The organism is Kitasatospora sp. NPDC101108 (assembly GCF_055584725.1).
The window spans coordinates 112,751-131,510 of sequence record NZ_JBVJLM010000006.1; the positions used below are offsets into that span (position 1 = coordinate 112,751).

The window sequence follows — 18,760 nt, forward strand, 5'->3', positions numbered from 1 at the left end:
GCGGGTCCAGCAGGTGCTGTACGGACGGGGGTTGGGCCTCAATCTCCGGCGTTCCGGGCGATTCGGGCGGGGTCGGACACCTCCCGGACGGCCGCGGCGACCACGTCCGGCCGGTCGGCGTGGATGTAGTGGCCGGCGCCGGGCACCACGGTGTGGACGGCCCCGGCGGCACCGGCCGCGATCCTCGCCTGCGCGGCGGTGAACCGGGCGCGCAGGGCGCGGGGCAGGCCCTCGGTCGCACTCAGCACGGTGACCGGCACTCCGGGCAGCGGGGCGGCGGCGCGCCGACGGCGCAGCACCGGGCCCGAGAGAGCGGTCAGCCGGTGCTCGGCGAGCACGGCCCGCCGCTGGTGGGGACGGGCGACGGCGGCCGCCCTGGCCCGGGCCAGGGCGTCGCCCGGATCGGGGGCGGCGGGAGCCAGTGCCGTCCGGAGCAGCGAGAGCCGGAGCAGCGCGGCCTCGGCGAGCGCGATGGCGCGCGGGCGGAACTCCTCGTGCGCCGGGTCCACCAGAACCAGTCCGGCCACCAGCTCCGGCCGTTGCCGGGCGAGGAGTTGGACCAGCTGACCGCCCCAGCTGTGCCCCACCAGTACGGCCGGTCCGGCGTCCAGGTACCGGACCAGGGCGGCCAGGTCCTCGACCTGCGCGTCCAGTGTCGGGCGCGGGGCGCGGCCGGGTGCGCTGGCGCCGAGCCCGGCCCGGTCGTACGCCACGGCCCGGCCGAACTCGGCGAGTTCGGGCAGCAGCGGGGCCCAGGTGAGCGAGCACTCGCCGCAGCCCGCGACCAGGACGATCGGCAGTCCCACGCTCGGGCCCGTCTCCACCCAGCGCAACGGCCTTCCGTCGCGGTGGAGTTCACCCGGCCGCACCCCACCGGGAGTGCGCTCGGCCAGTGCCTCGGCGATGAGCGCCCGTACGCCGCCGGGCGCGCGGCCGGTCCGGCTGTTCTCCTTGTCCGGCATGTGCTGCTCCCCCCGTGGCCGCGTCGACGGGCCCGTCGCTCCGGTGCGACCGGACACCCGGTCGTTCCGGCGCCCGGTCGTTCCGGCGCCCGGACGACCGGGCGACCGGGCGACCGGGCGACCGGGCGACCGGGCAACCGGGCGAGCGCGTCGCCCTCCCGGCACCCCCGGGACGGCGCCCGCGGGCCCGGCCCCACTCTACGGCCGGTGGATCGGGGTCCAACATCCCTTGCTGCGGCCGGGGTTACGCGGAGAGGGTGCGCTTCAGCAGGTCGAACAGGGCCGCCCAGTGCCGGGCGTCGCCGACCGCGTCGTAGCGGGTGGTGTCGGCCTGGGTGAAGCCGTGCGCGGCGCCCTCGTACACCTCGGCCCTGTGGCGGACCCCGGCCGCGGTCAGGGCCTCGTTCAGCCGGGCGACCTGCTCGGGCGGCATCGCGTCGTCCTGGTCGGCGTGGCCGAAGTACACCTCGGCGGTGATCCGTCGGGCGTCCAGGTGCGGACTGTCCGGACGGTCCGTGGCGAGGTGGCCGCCGTGGAAGCAGGCCACGGCGGCGACCCGGTCCGGGTGGCTGATGGCGGTGCGCAGGCCGAGGAAGGCGCCGAGGCAGTAGCCGGTGACGCCGATCGGGCCGTCCTGGACCAGCGGGGAGCCGTCGAACCAGGCCAGGTACGCGTCCGCGTCGCGGGCGGCCACGTCCGGCGCGGCGGCGGTGGCGAGCAGCGGGCCGAGCTGGGCGTAGATCTCGGCGCACTGCTCGACGTCGATCAGCTCGGGCAGTTCGACCAGTGGCGCGCGGCCCTTGCGGTAGTAGGCGTTGGGAACGAGGACGGTGTACCCGGCCTCGGCGATCCGGTCGGCCATGGCCTTCAGGTGGGGCCGGAGGCCGAAGGCGTCCTGGTACAGCAGCACGCCGGGGTGGGGGCGGCCGTCGTCGGGGTGGGCGAGGTAGGCGTCGGCGGTGCCGTCCGCCGTCGGGATGTCCACGAGGGTTCCACGCACGGTCATGGGTGAGAGCTCTCCTTAGCGTCCGTGGGCAGCCTAGCCGGTGGGCCCGAACACCGGGGAACGCCCGTGCGACCGTTCGGCGTTGGACTGGACATGGGGTTCATCGTGGGTGTCGGGTGCGTGGTCGCGGCGGTGATCGGGCTGGTGGTGCTGGCGAGTTGGCAGGTCCGGTCGGAGTCCTCGCCGCGCCGTCGCGAACGCGCGCCCGGGGTCGGAGTGGGCGGCGGCGGTGGACTGGACGAACTGCATGCGCTGTTCAGCCCGGGCAAGCGGATCCAGGTGGAGCAGCGACGGGAACAGGCGGCGCGCCGGGACGACACCCGGGCCGGGGCGCCGCCGCACTTCGGGGTGGACCTGGAGCGGGGCGTGGCGGTGCTGCGGCGCGACGGGGCCGGCGGGGGCGAGGGGAACAGCGGGAGCGAGGGGAACAGCGGGGGCGAGGGGGGCGCCGGGGGCAGTGGGAACGCGCGGGCCTAGGAAGCGGGCCCAGGAAGGGAGCGCCCGCCAGAACATGACCGCTCGTCAGAGCCTCCGCAGCCGCTCCTCGTCGCCGGTGCGCGGGCAGGTCAGGCAGGCGAGGGCCTCGGGCTTGACGGCGTAGTAGAGGCAGCAGCCGAGCCGGGTGCGGGTGTGGTGGTCGCGGCCGTCCGGGGTGCGCAGCCGGCGGAAGTCGGCGGCGCCGGGCAGCGGCTGGGTGCCCCCGGGCAGCAGGGCCCCTGCGGCGCTGACGGCGGCGTCCTCCTCGACGGCCTGCCCCTCAACGGCCCGGCCCTCGGCGACTGTGCCGTCCCCTGCCCCGACGGACGCGCCGCCCCGGGCGTCGAGCATCCGGCCGAGGTACCAGACGGCGGAGGCGAGGTCGTCGGTCACCATGCCCCAGAGCGCCCGGTCGCGGCGCCGGGTCGGCCCCGCGAAGGCGGCGAGCACCGGTTCGAGGTGGGCGACCAGGGCGGCCCGGAGTTCGGCGCGCAGCTCGTCGTCGCCGGGGCGGGTGACGTGGCCGCGCGGACGCAGCGCCAGTTCGCCGGTGGGGGCGTGCAGCCAGAGGTCGCCGGGGTCCAGGGCGGGGACCCGCCGGTTGAGGTGCCAGGGGCCGGCGATGAGCAGGCAGACGGACCAGACGTAGTGGTGGAGCAGTCGGGAGGCGGTGACGTGGGGGCGCGGCGCGCGGCCGTGCTCGGCGGCGATCCGGGACTCCTCGCCGGCCAGGGCAGCGGCCAGGGCCCTTTCGTCGGTGGCGAGTTGGGCTCCGGACCACCAGTCGTCGGCGGTCGACGGGTCGGGTTCGGCGGGGTCGAGCAGCCGCAGTCGGAGCGCCGGACAGAGCCCGCGCAGCCGCTCGTAGTCGCCGGCCAGAGCGACGGACCGCCTCCGGGAGAGGACGGGCAGGGGTGTTCCGGGGACCATCGGCGCTCCCGAGATCGACTCCGAGTGATCGATTAAGGTGAGGCTCACCTTACAATGCCCCAAGGGGTGCACCAACCACCCTTCCGCGCGAACGGGCCACCTCGCTCGGCCGCCGGACCCGCCTTGACGAACTTAGGTAAACCTAACCTAAGATATCGACTCGTGTTGAGAACCGATCCGCCGGCCACCACCGCTCCGGCCACGCCTCGTTCCTCGGCGGTCCAGCGGCCCCTGCTGCTGGTCGCCGGTGCCGGCGTGCTCGTGCTGTGCGCCGCCCTGAGCCTGGCGCTGGGCTCCCGATCCGTCCCGCTGTCCACCGTCGTCGACGCCCTCACCGGCACCGTCCACGGCGGCGACGCCGACGTGGTGACGGGCCTTCGGGTCCCGCGCACACTCATCGGGCTGGCCGTCGGGGCCGCGCTCGGCGTCGCCGGGGCGGTCGCCCAGGGCGTCACCCGCAACCCGCTGGCGTCACCGATCACCCTCGGCATCAACTCCGGCGCGAGCCTCGCCGTGGTCGCCGCGATCTACACGCTGGGCCTCTCCCGCCCCGCCGAGTACATCTGGTTCGCCCTCGCCGGAGCCGCCGTCGCCGCGGTCGCCGCGTACGCGATGTCCCGGCGCGGCGGTGACCTCGACCCGGTCCGGCTCGCGCTCGGCGGCACCGTGCTCACCGTGGTGCTCACCTCCTGGACCTCCGCGCTGATGCTGGCCAGTCACCGCACCCTGGACGAGGCCCGGTTCTGGCTGGCCGGCTCGATCGCGGGGCGGCACCTGGACACCCTCACCCCGGTGCTGCCGTTCCTGGCGCTCGGCCTGGTGGCCGCCTTCACGATCTCCCCCGCGCTCAACGCGCTGGCGCTGGGCGACGAGACCGCCCAGGCCCTGGGCGTACCGGTGGCCCGGATCCGGGTGGTCGGCGGACTGGCCGTGGTCCTGCTCGCGGGCAGCGCGGTCGCCGTCTCCGGACCTGTGGCGTTCATCGGACTGGCGGCGCCCCACCTGGTCCGTCCGCTGCTCGGCAACGACCACCGCTGGCTGCTGCCCGGCTGTCTGATCACCGGGCCGCTGCTGCTGCTCGCCGCCGACGTGCTCGGCCGGCTCGTGGTGCAGCCCTCCGAGATCGAGGTCGGCATCGTGACCGCCTTCCTCGGCGCTCCGCTGCTCGCCGTGCTGGCCCGGAAGGTGGCCAAGTGACCGCGCCGACCACCCCGACCACCCCGACGACCCCGACGACGCCCACCGCACCGGCCGCCCCGACCGCGCCGATGGGCGCGATCGCCCGCCGCCGGGCCCGGACCGCCGCCTGGTCGCTGCTCGCCCTCGCACTGCTGGTGCTGCTCACCGGCGTCGCCCTCGGCACCGGCCAGGTGAGCATCTCCGCCTGGGACGCGCTGCGCGCCCTGTTCGGCCAGGGCGAGCCCGGCCACGTCCTGGTGGTGCAGCAGTTCCGGGCGCCGCGCGTGGTGTCCGCGCTGATCGCGGGCGCCGGACTGGCGATGGCCGGGTCGATGCTGCAGCGGCTCTTCCGCAACCCGCTGGCCGCCCCCGACACCATCGGCATCACCGGCGGCGCCTCGTTCGGCGCGGTGCTGATGCTCGCCACCGGCGCCTCGCAGCAGCTGATCCCGCTCGCCGCGGTCGGCGGCGGGCTGCTCGCCGCGCTGCTGCTCGGCGGCTTCGCCTGGCGCTCGAAGATGGCCGTCACCCGGCTGGTGCTGGTCGGCCTGGCGGTCCAGCAGGGCCTGGCCGCCGCCGTCAACCTGATGATCGTACGGTTCCCCGCCGAGCTGGCCTCCTCCGCGATGCAGTGGACCACCGGCTCGCTGTACGGACGCAACTGGACCGAGGTGTGGATCGGCGGCACCGCCATCGCGCTGACCGCCGCGGCCCTGCTGCTCTGCCAGCGGCGGCTCGCCGTCCTCGACCTCGGCGACGACTCGGCCGGCGGCCTCGGCCTCGACCCCGCCCGGGACCGGCTCCGGCTGCTGCTGCTCACCATCACGCTCGCCTCGCTGGCCGCCGCCCTCACCGGGCCGGTCGCCTTCGTCGCGCTCGCCGTCCCCCACCTGGTCCGGCTCCTCGCCGGGCCGCCCACCCTCGGCACGCTCGGGCTCACCGCGCTCACCGGCGCCGTGCTGCTGCTCTCGGCCGACCTCCTCGTGCTCCACGTGATCCCCGTCCACGGCCTGCCGGTCGGTGCCGTCACCGCCACCCTCGGCGCGCCCTGGCTCCTGGTGCTGATGATCCGCCAGGGCCGGCTTCCCCAGAGGAGCAACTGATGACCAGCGCCACCGACGTCAACCGGCTCGCCGCCCGCGGCCTCGGGCTGCGCTACGGCGACCGCACCATCGTCGAAGGGCTCGACCTCGAACTGCCCGGCGGCGCCGTCACCGCGATCGTGGGACCGAACGCCTGCGGCAAGTCGACCCTGCTGCGCGGCCTCGTCCGGCTGCTCGACCCGGCCGCCGGCACCGTCACCCTGGACGGCGCCGACATCCACCGGATGCCCGCCCGAACGCTCGCCAAGCGGATGGGCCTGCTGCCGCAGCAGCCGGTCACGCCCGAGGCCGTCACCGTCGAGGCGCTGGTGCGACTCGGGCGTTACCCGCACCAGCGGATGCTCAGCCCGTGGTCCAGGGCCGACCAGGCGGCGGTCGAGGAGGCACTGGCCCGGACCGGCACCGCCGAACTGCGCGACCGGCAGGTCGACCGGCTGTCCGGCGGGCAGCGCCAGCGGGTGTGGATCGCGCTCGCGCTCGCCCAGGAGACCGACCTGCTGCTGCTCGACGAACCGACCACCTTCCTCGACCTGCGGCACCAGCTCGACGTGCTCGACCTGGTCGCCGACCTGCACGCCGAGGCCGGGCGCACCGTCGTCATGGTGCTGCACGACCTCGGGCAGGCCGCCCGGTACGCCGACCACCTGGTCGTGCTCAAGGACGGGCGGCTCGCCGCGGCCGGTCCGCCCGCCGAGGTGCTGACGGCCGATCTGGTGGAGTCCGTGTTCGGTGTGCCGTGCCGGGTGGTGCCCGACCCGGAGACCGGGACGCCGCTGGTCGTGCCGCGAGCGCGCGTCCGCACCGCGGGGGCCTCTCCCTCCTCGACCGCCGTTCCCGCCTGAACTTCCTCCCCCGTCCCCCCGTTCGACCCAGATCCAAGGAACCCCGATGAACCGCCGACTCCCCGTCGCCGTCCTCGCCGTCACCCTCTCCGCCACGCTCCTCGCCGCCTGCGGCAGCAACGGGGACACCACCGCGTCGGGCGGCGACTCCGCGTCCTCCGGCGCCTCGGCGGGCACCGCCGCCGGGTTCCCGCGAAGCGTCAAGCACGCCGCCGGGACGGCCCAGATCAAGTCGCAGCCCAAGCGCGTGGTGGTGCTGGACAGCGGTGAGCTGGACGACGTCACGCTGCTCGGCATCACGCCGGTCGGCGCGGTGTCACCGCACATGAAGACCGAGGGCGGGTTCCCGAACTACCTCAAGGACAAGATCAAGGACACCAAGGACGTCGGCCCGATGAACGAGCCGAACCTGGAGCTGATCGCCTCCCTCAAGCCCGACCTGATCCTGTCCTCCAAGGTCCGGCACGCCAAGGTGTACGACCAGCTGAACGCGATCGCGCCGACCGTGCTGGCCGAGACCACCGGCTTCCCGTGGAAGGAGAACCTGGCGCTGTACGCCCAGGCGCTCGGCAAGGAGGACGAGGCGAAGAAGGCGCTGGCCGACTACGAGGAGCGGGCGCACAAGCTGGGCGAGGAGATCAAGGCGAAGTACGCCGGGAAGATGCCGACCGCCTCGGTGGTCCGCTTCGTGGCCGGCCCGACCCGCCTGTACGCCAAGGCCTCCTACAGCGGCGTGGTGCTCAAGGACGTGGGCCTGGCCCGCCCGGCCTCGCAGGACGTGGACAAGAACATCGTCGAGGTCAGCGCGGAGCAGATCAACCAGGCCGACGCCGACCTGGTGTTCGTCACCACGGCCGACGACCCGTCCAAGACCAAGGAGAGCGAGGTCCAGCAGACCCCGGTCTGGCAGGGCCTGAACGCCGTCAAGGAGAACAAGGTCTTCACCGTGCCGGACGAGACCTGGATGTCCGGCATCGGCGTCCAGGCCGCGGACGCGATGCTCGTCGACATCGCGAAGGCCACGGGCGTGGACGCGCCCAAGTAGCACGACGAACGACTGACACCTGACAACCGACGGCGAACAGATGACAGATAACAGATTTCGAAATCTGTCATCCGTCTTCTGTCATCTGTTCGCCGTCCTTCGTCCGTCAACCCCGCCCCCAAGGACACTCCCATGCGGCTCTACCTGCTCGCCCTCAACCCCACCGACTCGGTCACCCTCGGTTTCCTGCCCGCCGCCGCCCGGCTCGGGCTCGACGTCACCGTCCTCACCGACCACGTCGAAGCCCACCAACGCGCCTATGCCGAAGCTGGGTTGGCGTGCGAGGTGGTGGAGTGCGACGTCCAGGACTTCCGCGAGGTGATCGGGCTGATATCCCAACGCCGGACACCCGACGCGGTGTTCAGCAACAGCGACCACCTGCAGACCCAGACCGCGCTGGTCGCCGAGTACTTCGGCCTGCCAGGCAAGGACTGGAAGGCCGCCCTGCGGGCGAAGAACAAGGGCGAGCTGCGCCGCCACCTCGCCGAGTGCGGGCTGGACCGGGTCTGGTCCGCCGAACTGGCCCCCGGGCAGGACCCGACCGGCCTCACCCCGCCGTACCCGTGCATCGTCAAGCCCCGCGAGGGCGTCGCCAGCGAGGACGTCACCCTGGTCGCCGACGCCGCCGAACTCGCCCGGCGGGTGGAGGAGATCCAGCGCCGACGCCCCGGCGCCACCCTGGTGGTCGAGGAGTTCCTGGACGGCGAGCTGTGCACCCTGGAGACCCTCGGCGACGGCCGCGACCGGCACGTCCTCGGCGGCTTCCGCACCCGGCTCTCCCCGCCCCCGGACTTCATCGAGGAAGTGCTGACCTTCGTCCCGGCACACCCGCGGCCGGTGGTCGACCAGGTGCTCGACCAGCTCGACGCCCTCGGCGTCGGACTCGGCGCCTGCCACACCGAGTTCGTCCTCCAGCCGGACGGCCGCGCCCGCATCATCGAGGTCAACTACCGCGCCATCGGCGACCAGTGCGACCTGATGCTCGCCGAGATCCTCCGGATCCCCTACTTCGAGCTGGTGCTGCGCACCCACCTCGGCGAGCCGCTGCCCGCCGACCTCGGCGCACGCGCCGACCAGCGGGCCCGCCACGAGCGCGTCTGCGCCGAAAAGGCCGGCACCCTGACCGCCGCCCCCGAGCCCCGCTTCGAGCGGCGGCCCGACGGCGTCGTGCTCTCCTACCGCCCGGTGCGCGAACTCGGCGCCCGCCACGAGCTCTACCGCACCAACCGCGACTACCTGGGCATCGTCTGGGCGGTCGGCCCGGACCAGGGCGCGGTGGACTCCGCCGTGGCCGAGTTCATCGCCGCCAACCGCTGGGAGATCGCCTCATGACCCCGATCAAGGCCGCCGCCCCCGGCAACGCGCCCGTCGACGGAACCGCCGCCGACCGACTGACCCTGCGGGTCCTGTCCGCACTGCTGCGCGAGGACGTGCTGGGCCTGCGGGCCAACGGCGTCCTGGAGCAGCGGCCCGACGGCCCCTGGCTGAGCGACGGCACCCTCGCCCTCCCCGTCACCCCCGAGGGCTTCCAGGCCGACCACGCCGCCCGGCTACCGGAGTTGGAGGTGAACGGCACCCGCCTCACCGACCTGCCCGCCGTCCTCGCCCACCTGGCCGACCGCGCCGATCCGCTGGACCGCCCGGGCCACCTGGCCTTCGCCGAGGAGTGCCGGCAGACCCTCGCCACCATGGAGCTCCACGACCGGGTGCTGCCCGAGGTGCACACCGAACTCGCCGAGCGCTACGGCAAGGACGTGGCCGACTGGACCGGTCCGCGCGCCTCCCTCGGCTTCGAGGCGCTGGCCGCCTTCCTGGACCACCCGGTGTACCCGACCGCCCGCGGCCGCTCCGGCCTCACCGAGGCGCAACTGCGCTCCTACGCGCCGGAGTTCCACCCCACCTTCAAGCTGCGCTGGCTCGCAGTCCCGGCCGGGCTCCTGACCGTACGCGGCGACGGCCCGCTGCCGGCCTGGTGGCCGAGCGCCGAACGGCTCGGCGTACCCGGCGAGTTCCTGACCGTTCCGGTCCATCCGCTCACCGCGGCGGAGGACTTCGACCGGATCGCCCCCGGCGCGGTGCTCGCCCCCGAGCCGTACCTCGACGTGCTGCCGACGCTGTCCATGCGCACCGTCGCCGTCGCCGAGGACCCGGCCTGCCACCTCAAACTGCCCCTGGCCACCGCGACCCTGGGCCTGCGCAACCGGCGCACCATCAAGCCGGTCACGCTCGTCAACGGAGCGGTCGGACAGCGCCTGGTGGAGGCCGTGGTCGCCCGCGAACCGCGCTTCACCGGCCGGGTGCTGCACGCCGACGAGCAGCGTTACGCCCACGCCGGTGACGAGCTGCTCGCCGTCCTGCTGCGCCGCTACCCGGCCGGCCTGGACGGCGCCGTCACCGTGCCGCTGGCGGCCCTGCTCGCCGAGGCCCCCGACGGGCGGCTGGTGATCGACCACCTGGCCGACCGCTTCCACCGCGGCTCCGTCCTCGCCCTGTACGAGGATCTGCTGCGGCTGCTGGTCGACTGGCAGACCACCCTGTTCGGCCACGGCATCGCCCTGGAGTCGCACCAGCAGAACACCTCGCTCGTCCTCGACGGCTCCGGCCTGCGGCTGCTCTACAAGGACAACGACGGCCCGCGGATCAACACCGCCAGGATCGGCGAACTGGCTCCACTGGCGGCCGAGTTCCGCGACCCGCGGATCCTCGGCGACCGGGACCGCGCGCTCACCGACCTGTTCACCACCATCACCGGCCACCTGTGCACCGCCTCGCTCGCCTTCGGCCTCGCCGCGCATGGCCGGGTACCGCTGGAGCGGAGCCTGGAGCTGCTGCGCAGCACCCTCGCCGAGGCCATCGACCGCCTCGGCGAGGCCGGGCGGCCGCTGCGCACCGACCTGCTGGACGCCGAACGGCTGCCGGTCAAGGCCATGGTGAGCGCCGGCACCCTGCTGAGCAAGGAGCGCAGCGGCGCCGCCGACATCAACAAGCACTACACCGACGGCCCCAACTACCTGCTGCCGGGGGACCGTTCATGACGACAGTGGAGCCAGTGGCGCGCCCGGCCGAAGCGGTCGGACTGGACCGGCGCCAGGTGCACGCGGTGGCGGCCTGCTACTTCGTCGCCTCCTTCGCCGCCCTCGGCCTGCCGCCCTACCTGACCGAGATCCTCCCCGGCCTCGGCGACCACGACGGGCACTGGGCCGGCCTGCTCTACATCGTGCCGACCGTCTTCACCGCCCTCGGCGCGCCGCTGTGGGGCCGGCTGGCCGACCGCTTCGGCCAGAAGCGGCTGCTGCTGCGCGCCCAACTCGGCCTCACCGTCTCCTTCCTGCTCGCCGGGGCCGCCGACAGCCTGCCCGCCTTCACCGTCGCGCTGGTCCTCCAGGGCTTCCTCGGCGGCACCTTCTCCGCCACCAACGGCTACCTCGCGGCGGCCCTGGACGGCTCCCAACTGTCCAGGGCGCTGACGCTGATGCAGGGCAGCGCCCGGGCCGCCCTGGTCGCGGCACCGATCATGGTCGGCGCGTTGTCGCCGTGGATCGACCCGCACCGGCAGTACCTGGTGCTGGCCGTGCTGCCGCTGACCGCCGCCGTGCTGCTCACCTTCCTGCCGGAGCCGGACCGTCCGGCCACCGCCCGAACCGACGGTGACACCCCCGAGGCCGCGCCGCCGGGCCCGCTCAGGCTGCTCTACACCTTCGAGTTCGCCTTCGTCTTCGCCACCATCATCTCCTTCCCGTACCTGATCACCCTGGTCCAGCAGCGGCTGCCGGGCGTCAACGGCACCGTCGCGGGCCTGCTGTTCGCGCTGCCGCACCTGGTCTACCTGGTGGGCGCCGGGCGGGTGCACACCGCCGTCGAGGCGCGCCCCCGGACCGGACTGGCCGTGGGCTTCGTCCTGGTCGCCGTCGGACTGGCCGGCCACGCCCCGGCCCACTCCCTGCTCACCTTCGCCCTCACCCGGGCGGTGCTCGGACTTGGCATGACCCTCGGCCTGGTCTGCCTCGCCGTCCTCGCCGCCGAAGCCGCCCGCGGCCGCGCACCCGGCCGGATGTTCGGCACCCGCGAAACCGTCTCCAAGTGCGGTGCCGTCGCCGCCGGACTCGCCGCCGCACTCGCCAACGGCAGCGGCGGCCCGGCCGCCCCGGTGGTCACCGGCACCGTCGCCGCACTGGCCGCCGCCCTGCTCGCCCTCCTGACCCGTAGGAGCCCCCGATGACCGCCCGGCCCGCCACCCTCCCCGCCGCCGCGCCCGACACGAACGCCGAACTTCCCGGCGCCGACGAGGCGGTGGCCCACACCCTGCTCAACTGCCTGCTGCGCGAAGTCTCCGCACCCGAGCACCAGACCGCCGTCGACGACGGCCGGCTGCTGCTGCGCCTGCCGCGCCGCGGCACCCTGCTGCGGGTCGCCCTGCGCCGCACCTCACTGCTCGGCGCACACCGTTTCACCGGCCCGGTGCACGAGGAAACCCCGGACGGCTGGCGTGAGTTGGGCTGGCGCGAACTGGCCGGGTACGCCCAGGACGAACTGGAGCTGCGCACCGGTACGGTGAACGAGGAATTCCTCGACCAGGTGGCCTCCAGCCACCACGGCGTCGGCGCGGGCCTGGCCGAACGTCCGGCCGCCGGGCCGGACCGCTACCTGGAGTCCGAGCAGGCCCTGCTGTTCGGGCACCGCTTCCACCCGGCCCCCAAGTCCCGCTCCGCCGCCCGTGGTGACTGGCGCGACTACGCGCCCGAGTCCCGTGCGGCCTTCCCGCTGCGCCACCTCGCCGTCCGCGCCGAGCTGCTGGCCGAGGAGTCCGTGGACGGGGCCGCCGGTACCGTACTCGACGGCCTCGGCGACGTGCCGGACGGCTACCGGCTGCTGCCCGCCCACCCCTGGCAGTACCAACTCATCGGCGACCACCCGCTGTTGCGCGCCGCTCTGGCCCGCGGCGACGTCCTCGACCTCGGCCCGCGCGGCGAGGACTTCACTGCCACCGCCTCGGTGCGCACCCTGTACGGCGCGGACGCCTTCCTCAAGTTCAGCCTCAACGTCCGCATCACCAACTGCCTGCGCAAGAACGCCGCCTACGAACTCACCGGGGCCGTCGCGCTCACCCGGCTGCTCGACCCCGCGCTCACCGACCTCGCCCGGCGCTTCCCCGGGGCGGCGATGCTGCGCGAGCCCGCCTTCCGCACCCTCGCCCTGCCCGGCCCCGACGGCCACCCCGACCGGGCGCTGTACGAGGGCTTCGGCCTGATCCTGCGCGAGGGGTTCGGCGGCCTGCTGCGGCCCGGCGTGACCCCGCTGCTCGCCGCTGCCGTCGCCGACGAGCACCCGACCAGTTCTGCGCACATCTCCCGTCTGCTGGCCGGGGGTTCGGACGGCACGGCGGCGCTCGACTGGTGGCGCCAGTACCTGCGACTGCTCCTCCCGCCCGTGCTGGCCGCCTACTTCGACCACGGTGTGGTGCTGGAGCCGCACCTGCAGAACGTGCTGATCGGTGTGGACGCCGAGGGCCGTCCGGCGCAGGTGCTCTTCCGCGACCTCGAAGGCACCAAGCTCGTCCCGGAGCGGAACGCCGACATCCTGGCCGCCCTGCCGCCCGAGGTGGCCGGCCCGATGACGTACGACGCCGAGCGCGGCTGGGACCGGGTGGTCTACTGCCTGCTGGTCAACCACGTCGCCGAACTGCTCGCCGCCCTCGCCGACCGCCACCCCGACCTGGAGTGCGCGCTCTGGCAGACCGTCCGGGACGTCCTGGAGGAGTACGCCGCCGCGCACGGCCGCCCGCCCCGCCTGCGGGCGCTGCTGGCCGGCGTCCCGCTGCCGGCCAAGGCCAACCTGCTGACCCGCTGGGAGCGCAGGGCCGACCGCGAGGCCGGCTACGTCCGACTGCCGTCCCCGCTGGCCGGCTCGGTGCTCGCCGAGGCCGCCCGCATGACCGCCCACCGTCCCGCCGGGAGCACCACCCGATGACCACCACCGTGAAGAGCACCGTGAAGAGCACCGAGAACAGCACCGCCGACAGCACCCTCGACAGCCCCGTCCACCGCCATGTCGCCTCGCTCGCTGCCGAGGAACTTCCCGCCTATGTCTATGACTTGGCCGCACTGCGGGAGCACGCCACCGCCGTACGGGCCGCACTGCCCGAGCGGGTCGAGCTGTACTACGCCGCCAAGGCCAATCCGGAGGCGCCGCTGCTGACCGCGTTGCGCGACGCCGTCGACGGCTACGAGGTGTCCAGCGGCGGGGAGTTGGCGCACGTGCGGGCCGCCGTTCCGGACGCGCCGCTGGCCTTCGGCGGGCCGGGCAAGACCCCGGCCGAGATCGCCGCCGCCGTGGACGCGGGGGTGCACCGATGGCACGTCGAGAGCGAGCAGGAGCTGCACCGGCTGGCCGCCGTACTGGCGGAGCGGCCGGGGGCTGTGGTGGACGTGCTGCTGCGGGTCAACCTGCCGGTGGCGACCGACGCCCTGGACGCGGTGCCGCTGGCCATGGGCGGACGGCCGACCCCGTTCGGGCTCGACCCGGAGCAGGCCGAGGAGTGCGTCCGGCTGCTCACCGGCGGCGGCCCGCTCGGCCGGCGACTGCGCCTGCGCGGGGTGCACGCCCACCTGGCCAGCGGGCTGGCGGCGGCGGAGCAGCTGGCGGTCGCCGAGCAGATCGTCACCTGGTCGGCCGAGCTCGCCGAGCGGACCGGCTTCCCGCTCGCCGAGGTCAACATCGGCGGCGGCATGGCGGTGGACTACGACGACCCGGCGCGGCGCTTCGACTGGACGGCCTTCGGCAAGGGCCTCGCCGAGCTCCTCGACGCCCGCCCCGGGCTCACCCTGAGGATCGAGCCGGGCCGCGCCCTGACCGCGTACTGCGGCTGGTACGCCACCGAGGTGCTGGACGTGAAGCGGAGCCACGGCGAGGACTTCGCGGTGGTCCGCGGCGGCACCCACCACCTGCGCACCCCCGCGACCCGCGGGCACTCCCAGCCCTTCGCGGTGCTCCCGGTGGACGCCTGGCCGCACCCCTGGGCCCGCCCCGCCGTCGGCACCGGCCGGGCCACCCTGGCCGGGCAGCTGTGCACCCCGAAGGACGTGCTCGCCCGGGCGGCGAGCAATGCGGCCGGCCTGCGGGCGGCGGACCGGGTGCTGTTCGCGATGGCGGGCGCGTACGCGTGGAACATCTCGCACCACGAGTTCCTGATGCACCCCCGCCCGGGATTCCACTACCTGGGCGGCTGACGGCGAACAGCTGACAGGTTTCAGATGACAACAAACAGATTTCAGCTGACAGAATTCGTCATCTGTCAGCTGTCATCTAAAACCTGTTTTCCGTCGCCCGTCCAACGACCCCCTGTCCGCCGACACCCCGTTCGCGCACTCGTGCGAAAGTGGTAACCGGCGAAGGGAGCGCGAACGTGCTGATGGACAAGGTGGCGGAGATACTCGCCGAGGCTTCGGCCCAGGCGGTGGAGCCGCGTTTCCGGGCGTTGGCCGCCGGCGAAGTGATGGAGAAGGCGCCCGGCGAGGTCGTGACCATCGCCGACCGCGAGGCCGAGGCGATCATCGCCCGCCGCCTGCACGAACTGCTCCCCGTCCCGGTGGTCGGCGAGGAGGCGGTGGCCGCCGAGCCGTCGCTCGCCGAGGCCATCCACGACGAGCCCGCCGTCTGGCTGGTCGACCCGGTGGACGGCACCTCCAACTTCGTCGCCGGCCGGCCCGACTACGCCGTGATGTGCTCCCTGGTCCGCACCGGCCGGACGGTCGCCTCGTGGATCTGGCAGCCCGCGACCGCGATCGGCTACCGCGCCGAACTGGGCTCCGGGGCCTGGCGCGACGGCGAACGCCTCTCCCGCCCGCCGGCACCGGCCGACGCCGGGAAGCTCACCGGCATCCTGAAGAGCCGCTTCCTCGCCCCGGACGACCGCCGCCGTCTGGAGTCCGGCTGCTCCGCCTTCGGCGAGATCTCCCCCGGCCGCAGCGCCGCCGGGATCGAGTACCCGGACGTCGTCGAGGGCCGGACCGACTTCATCTTCTACTGGCGCACCCTCCCCTGGGACCACGCCCCGGGATCGCTGCTGCTCACCGAGGCCGGCGGCGTCGCGGCCCGCCTGGACGGCACCCCCTACCAGCCCGAGGCCCCCGGCTGCGAGGACGGCCTGCTGGTCGCAGCCGACGCCGACACCTGGGAACGCACCCGAGGCATCCTGCTGAACGCCTGATCCCTCCCCGCGGCCGCGCCCCTGCCCACGCCCCGCGCCCTGAGGCCCGCACCCCGCCCCGCGCCCTGAGGCCGCGCGCCCCTACCCCGCCCGCTCCCCGGCGACCTTGCGCCCCGCCCCGACCACCTCCCGCAGCAGCGCGCCCACCTCTCCCACCGTCGTGTGCGGATTGAGCAGCGTGAGCTTCAGCCGCACCCGCCCCGGCCCCTCCCCCGGCAGCTCGGTACGCCCGACCACCGCGCGCCCGGTGCGCAGCAGCAGTCGGCGCAACTGCCCGTTGAGCTCGTCCACGGCGGCCTCGTCCGTCAGCCCGGGCGGCCGGTAGCGGAACAGCAGTGCGGTGAGGACCGGCTCGGCGTGCAGTTCCAGCGAGGGTTCGGCGCGGACGCCGGCGGCCGCGGCCAGCGCCAGTTCGTGGCAGGTGTCCACCAGCCGGCCGAGCCCCTCCCGGCCGAGGGTGCGCAGGGTGACGGCGAGTTTGAACGCGTCGGCCCGCCGGGTGGTGCGCAGCGAGCGGCCGAGCAGGCTGGGGTAGCCGGCCTGCTCGTCGTCGACCGGGTTGAGGTACTCGGCGCGCCGGGCGAGCGAGACGTACGTCTCCGTCCGGCGGACCAGGAAGACTCCGGCGGCCGACGGCTGCCAGCCGAGCTTGTGCCAGTCGAGGGAGACCGAGTCGGCGCGGGCGATGCCGTCGAGCAGCGGGGCGAGCCGGTCGGAGAGCAGTGCGCCGCCGCCGTACGCGGCGTCGACGTGCAGCCAGGCGCCGTAGCGTCCGGCCAGGTCGGCGGCGGCGTCCAGCGGGTCGATCGCGCCGGTGTCGGTGGTCCCGGCGGTGGCGACGACGGCGACCGGGGTCCGCCCGGCCCAGCTGACCTCGGCCAGTGATCGCTCCAACTCCTCGGGCCGCATCCGGAGTTGGCGGTCGACGGGGACGGCGACCACGGCTCGTTCGCCGAGGCCGAGCAGGGCGGCCGAACGTTGGACGGAGAAGTGCGCGGCCTCCGAGGCGAGGACGCACGGCCGTACGCCCGGCGGGATCCCGTCCAGTTCCACGATGCCGTCGAGCTTCTGGTCCCGCGCCAGCATCAGGCCCATCAGGTTGGACTCGGTACCGCCGGAGGTGAGCACCCCGGCCGCGCGGGCCGGGTCGTAGCCGACCAGTGCGGCGAGTTCGGCGATCAGCGCCGTCTCCAGGGCCGTCGCGGCGGGGGCCTGGTCCCAGGAGTCCTGGGAGGGGTTGAGCGCGCTGACGGCGAGGTCGGCGGCGGCCGCGACGGCGAGGGGCGGGCAGTGCAGGTGGGCGGCACAGGCCGGGTCGGCCGGGTCGGCCGCGCCGTAGGCGAGCAGTTCGGTGAGCCGGGCCAGCGCGCCGCGCCCGCTGGTTCCGGACAGCCCGTCCGCGACCAGGGCGGCGATCTCGGCCGGGCTCCCGGCGGGCAGCGGTCCGGAGCGCAGCGCGGTGCCGGTCTCCAGCGCGTCGAGGACGGTGGCCAGCAGCGGTCCGAGCGCCCCGGGGCCGTCGGCGCCGCCCGCGAGCGCGTCCAACGGGACTTCCTCTCCCGGTAGTTCGGGCAGCGGCCCGGACACGTCGGCGGTCATGCGCCACCCCGGGCGGACGCCGAGGCCGCCGCGATCGCGTCCGCCAGCCGCTCCAGCACCGCGGTGACCTGCTCGTCGGTGATGGTGAGCGGCGGCAGCAGCCGCAGTACCGCATCGTGCCGCCCGCCGAGTTCGACGATCAGCCCGCGCGCCAGGCAGGCTTCCCGGACCCGTACGGCGAGCGCCGGATCGGCCGGCCGGGCGCCGCAGGCATCGGCTTCGGCGGCCGGGTCCACCAGTTCGACGCCGATCATCAGCCCCCGCCCGCGGACGTCGCCGATCGCCGGCAGTTCCGCGGCGAGTTCGCGCAGCCGGGCGGTCATCCGGGCGCCCGCCACGGCGGCCCGCTCGGCCAGTCCGTGCGCGGCGACGTACCGCAGGGTGGCGGCACCGGCGGCCATGGCGAGGGTGTTGCCGCGGAAGGTGCCGGTGTGGGCACCGGGCCGCCAGCCGTCGTAGTCCTCGCGGTAGACGACGACGGCGAGCGGAAGGCTGCCGCCGATGGCCTTGGAGAGCACCATCGCGTCCGGGACGATCCCGCTGTGCTCGACGGCCCACATCGCGCCGGTGCGCCCGACGCCGGTCTGCACCTCGTCCACGATCAGCGGGATGCCGCGTTCGGCGGTGATCCGGCGCATCTCGCGCAGCCAGCCGTCCGGTGCAGGGACGACGCCGCCCTCGCCCTGGACGGCCTCCAGAATCATCGCGGCGGGCGGCACCACACCGCCCGAGGGGTCGTCCAGCAGCCGTTCCACGTAGGTCGCGCCGAGTTCGGCGCCCGTCTCGCCGCCGACACCGAACGGGCAGCGGTAGCCGTACGGGTAGGGCAGCCGGACCACCTCGCCGCCGCCGGGCAGCGGCTCCTTGACGGCGACGTTGCCGGTGAGCGCGAGGGCGCCCGCGGTCATGCCGTGGTAGGCGCCGGTGAACGCGAGCGCACCGGACCGTCCGGTGGCGGTCTGCATCAGTTTGAGCGCGGCCTCGACGGCGTCCGTGCCGGCCGGTCCGCAGAAGTGCACCCGGGCGCGGGCGGCGAACTCGGCGGGCAGGCTCTCGAACAGCGCGCTGGTGAAGTCGTCCTTCTCGGCGGTGGCGAGGTCGAGCAGGTGCAGCGGGGCGCCGCTGTCGAGGGTGCGGCGGATCGCCTCCAGCACGACGGGGTGGTTGTGGCCGAGGGCGAGCGTCCCGGCGCCGGAGAGGCAGTCCAGGTAGCGGCGCCCGTCGGCGCCCTCGACGGTCATGCCGTGGGCCCGGACCGGGACGATCGGGAAGGAGCGGGCGTACGTCCGGGCGGCGGACTCGCGGACGCGTTGTCGGCGCAGGATGGCGTCACGGGAGGGCGGGGCCGCGCTGGCGGTGGCCCCGGAGGCGGCCGGGGAGGGTACGGCGGCGAGCGACAAGGCGAACCCCC

The 18,760-nt window shown here is 74.6% G+C and carries 16 protein-coding genes; 11 read left to right on the forward strand and 5 right to left on the reverse strand.

Annotated features, from left to right (window positions below):
- Nucleotides 1-38: 38 nt before the first annotated feature.
- A complete protein-coding gene (locus ACZ6Z8_RS15840; protein WP_465610041.1) occupies nt 39-962 on the reverse strand; it encodes an alpha/beta fold hydrolase in 924 nt (307 codons plus the stop codon).
- A gap of 244 nt (nt 963-1,206) precedes the next feature.
- Complete coding sequence (locus ACZ6Z8_RS15845; RefSeq protein WP_465610043.1) at nt 1,207-1,968, reverse strand: dienelactone hydrolase family protein; 762 nt, start codon at nt 1,966-1,968, stop codon at nt 1,207-1,209.
- Between the two features lie 93 nt (nt 1,969-2,061).
- Here ACZ6Z8_RS15845 and ACZ6Z8_RS15850 point away from each other — a divergent pair, with 93 nt between their 5' ends.
- Nucleotides 2,062-2,445, forward strand: a complete 384-nt coding sequence (locus ACZ6Z8_RS15850) for a DUF6191 domain-containing protein (protein ID WP_465610045.1) — start codon at nt 2,062-2,064, stop codon at nt 2,443-2,445.
- A 45-nt stretch (nt 2,446-2,490) separates the two neighbouring features.
- Here ACZ6Z8_RS15850 and ACZ6Z8_RS15855 read toward each other — a convergent pair whose 3' ends face one another.
- Nucleotides 2,491-3,375: an iron-sulfur protein gene (locus ACZ6Z8_RS15855; protein ID WP_465610047.1), complete on the reverse strand. Its 885-nt coding sequence runs from the start codon at nt 3,373-3,375 to the stop codon at nt 2,491-2,493.
- Between the two features lie 231 nt (nt 3,376-3,606).
- Between ACZ6Z8_RS15855 and ACZ6Z8_RS15860 the strand changes: the two genes are divergently transcribed.
- The 10 genes from ACZ6Z8_RS15860 (at nt 3,607) to ACZ6Z8_RS15905 (ending at nt 15,750) form a co-directional block, all read left to right on the forward strand.
- A complete protein-coding gene (locus ACZ6Z8_RS15860) occupies nt 3,607-4,572 on the forward strand; it encodes a FecCD family ABC transporter permease (RefSeq protein WP_465610536.1) in 966 nt (321 codons plus the stop codon).
- Nucleotides 4,573-4,643: 71 nt separating this feature from the next.
- The gene (locus ACZ6Z8_RS15865; RefSeq protein WP_465610538.1) at nt 4,644-5,657 is read left to right on the forward strand and encodes a FecCD family ABC transporter permease; all 1,014 of its coding nucleotides are present in this window, start codon (nt 4,644-4,646) and stop codon (nt 5,655-5,657) included.
- Nucleotides 5,657-6,499 carry an ABC transporter ATP-binding protein gene (locus ACZ6Z8_RS15870; RefSeq protein ID WP_465610049.1) on the forward strand — a complete coding sequence of 281 codons (843 nt, stop codon included), beginning with the start codon at nt 5,657-5,659 and terminating at the stop codon, nt 6,497-6,499. Before ACZ6Z8_RS15865 ends, ACZ6Z8_RS15870 begins: the two co-directional genes overlap by 1 nt.
- A 46-nt stretch (nt 6,500-6,545) precedes the next feature.
- Nucleotides 6,546-7,544 (forward strand): ABC transporter substrate-binding protein, encoded by a 999-nt coding sequence (locus ACZ6Z8_RS15875; RefSeq protein ID WP_465610051.1) that lies wholly within the window; start codon nt 6,546-6,548, stop codon nt 7,542-7,544.
- Between the two features lie 132 nt (nt 7,545-7,676).
- A complete protein-coding gene (locus ACZ6Z8_RS15880; protein WP_465610053.1) occupies nt 7,677-8,876 on the forward strand; it encodes an ATP-grasp domain-containing protein in 1,200 nt (399 codons plus the stop codon).
- Entirely contained in the window at nt 8,873-10,579 is a 1,707-nt protein-coding gene (locus ACZ6Z8_RS15885) for an IucA/IucC family protein (protein WP_465610055.1), read from the forward strand. The genes ACZ6Z8_RS15880 and ACZ6Z8_RS15885 overlap by 4 nt, the downstream gene beginning before the upstream one ends.
- Nucleotides 10,576-11,763, forward strand: a complete 1,188-nt coding sequence (locus tag ACZ6Z8_RS15890) for an MFS transporter (protein ID WP_465610057.1) — start codon at nt 10,576-10,578, stop codon at nt 11,761-11,763. Before ACZ6Z8_RS15885 ends, ACZ6Z8_RS15890 begins: the two co-directional genes overlap by 4 nt.
- A complete protein-coding gene (locus ACZ6Z8_RS15895; protein ID WP_465610059.1) occupies nt 11,760-13,511 on the forward strand; it encodes an IucA/IucC family protein in 1,752 nt (583 codons plus the stop codon). The genes ACZ6Z8_RS15890 and ACZ6Z8_RS15895 overlap by 4 nt, the downstream gene beginning before the upstream one ends.
- Complete coding sequence (locus ACZ6Z8_RS15900) at nt 13,508-14,770, forward strand: type III PLP-dependent enzyme (RefSeq protein WP_465610061.1); 1,263 nt, start codon at nt 13,508-13,510, stop codon at nt 14,768-14,770. The genes ACZ6Z8_RS15895 and ACZ6Z8_RS15900 overlap by 4 nt, the downstream gene beginning before the upstream one ends.
- A gap of 182 nt (nt 14,771-14,952) precedes the next feature.
- A complete protein-coding gene (locus tag ACZ6Z8_RS15905; protein ID WP_465610540.1) occupies nt 14,953-15,750 on the forward strand; it encodes an inositol monophosphatase family protein in 798 nt (265 codons plus the stop codon).
- A gap of 81 nt (nt 15,751-15,831) precedes the next feature.
- Here ACZ6Z8_RS15905 and ACZ6Z8_RS15910 read toward each other — a convergent pair whose 3' ends face one another.
- Nucleotides 15,832-17,349, reverse strand: a complete 1,518-nt coding sequence (locus ACZ6Z8_RS15910; RefSeq protein WP_465610063.1) for a pyridoxal phosphate-dependent decarboxylase family protein — start codon at nt 17,347-17,349, stop codon at nt 15,832-15,834.
- Nucleotides 17,346-18,749 carry a diaminobutyrate--2-oxoglutarate transaminase gene (locus ACZ6Z8_RS15915; RefSeq protein WP_465610065.1) on the reverse strand — a complete coding sequence of 468 codons (1,404 nt, stop codon included), beginning with the start codon at nt 18,747-18,749 and terminating at the stop codon, nt 17,346-17,348. Before ACZ6Z8_RS15915 ends, ACZ6Z8_RS15910 begins: the two co-directional genes overlap by 4 nt.
- Between the last annotated feature and the right edge of the window lie 11 nt (nt 18,750-18,760).

Excerpts from the sequence above, each read along its gene's own strand:
- ACZ6Z8_RS15855 (WP_465610047.1), bottom strand. The coding sequence starts at position 3,375 with ATGGTCCCCGGAACACCCCTGCCCGTCCTCTCCCGGAGGCGGTCCGTC.
- ACZ6Z8_RS15900 (WP_465610061.1), top strand. The coding sequence starts at position 13,508 with ATGACCACCACCGTGAAGAGCACCGTGAAGAGCACCGAGAACAGCACC.
- ACZ6Z8_RS15895 (WP_465610059.1), top strand. The coding sequence starts at position 11,760 with ATGACCGCCCGGCCCGCCACCCTCCCCGCCGCCGCGCCCGACACGAAC.
- ACZ6Z8_RS15840 (WP_465610041.1), bottom strand. The coding sequence starts at position 962 with ATGCCGGACAAGGAGAACAGCCGGACCGGCCGCGCGCCCGGCGGCGTA.
- ACZ6Z8_RS15865 (WP_465610538.1), top strand. The coding sequence starts at position 4,644 with ATGGGCGCGATCGCCCGCCGCCGGGCCCGGACCGCCGCCTGGTCGCTG.
- ACZ6Z8_RS15850 (WP_465610045.1), top strand. The coding sequence starts at position 2,062 with ATGGGGTTCATCGTGGGTGTCGGGTGCGTGGTCGCGGCGGTGATCGGG.
- ACZ6Z8_RS15885 (WP_465610055.1), top strand. The coding sequence starts at position 8,873 with ATGACCCCGATCAAGGCCGCCGCCCCCGGCAACGCGCCCGTCGACGGA.
- ACZ6Z8_RS15875 (WP_465610051.1), top strand. The coding sequence starts at position 6,546 with ATGAACCGCCGACTCCCCGTCGCCGTCCTCGCCGTCACCCTCTCCGCC.
- ACZ6Z8_RS15845 (WP_465610043.1), bottom strand. The coding sequence starts at position 1,968 with ATGACCGTGCGTGGAACCCTCGTGGACATCCCGACGGCGGACGGCACC.
- ACZ6Z8_RS15905 (WP_465610540.1), top strand. The coding sequence starts at position 14,953 with ATGGACAAGGTGGCGGAGATACTCGCCGAGGCTTCGGCCCAGGCGGTG.
- ACZ6Z8_RS15870 (WP_465610049.1), top strand. The coding sequence starts at position 5,657 with ATGACCAGCGCCACCGACGTCAACCGGCTCGCCGCCCGCGGCCTCGGG.
- ACZ6Z8_RS15910 (WP_465610063.1), bottom strand. The coding sequence starts at position 17,349 with ATGACCGCCGACGTGTCCGGGCCGCTGCCCGAACTACCGGGAGAGGAA.
- ACZ6Z8_RS15890 (WP_465610057.1), top strand. The coding sequence starts at position 10,576 with ATGACGACAGTGGAGCCAGTGGCGCGCCCGGCCGAAGCGGTCGGACTG.
- ACZ6Z8_RS15880 (WP_465610053.1), top strand. The coding sequence starts at position 7,677 with ATGCGGCTCTACCTGCTCGCCCTCAACCCCACCGACTCGGTCACCCTC.